Genomic DNA, 376 nt, shown 5'->3' on the forward strand with positions numbered 1-376 from the left:
TGTTGGTTCAAACAGCAACATCAGTACAAAAGTAAATGCAGGTAAAGTAGAAGTTGCACTATCCAATACATTGGACTTAGGTACTACCGGTAGCATTACTACGGGTTCAACTGTAATTAACAATGCTGGTGTTACCGCAAACAAAGTCACAATAAACAATGCACCAACAGCAGGTACAGATGCGACTAACAAGACTTATGTAGACTCAAAAGCAGCAGCATCAAGAACAGAAGTCGCAGCTGGAAGCAATGTATCTGGTGTAGTAAAAACGACAGGCGCAAACGGTCAAGATATTTATACAGTAAATGCCAATGGTACGACTGCATCAGCAGGTTCTTCAGCAGTTACCGTAACACCAGGCACGAAAGATGCAAAT

Annotated in this window: 1 protein-coding gene; it reads left to right on the forward strand. The window is 41.8% G+C overall.

The features are described from left to right. The coding region (locus tag ACINWC743_RS00265; protein WP_009583895.1) for a hypothetical protein at positions 1-376 on the forward strand (376 nt) is incomplete at both ends.

The organism is Acinetobacter sp. WC-743 (assembly GCF_000335555.1).
Taxonomy (GTDB): domain Bacteria; phylum Pseudomonadota; class Gammaproteobacteria; order Pseudomonadales; family Moraxellaceae; genus Acinetobacter; species Acinetobacter bereziniae.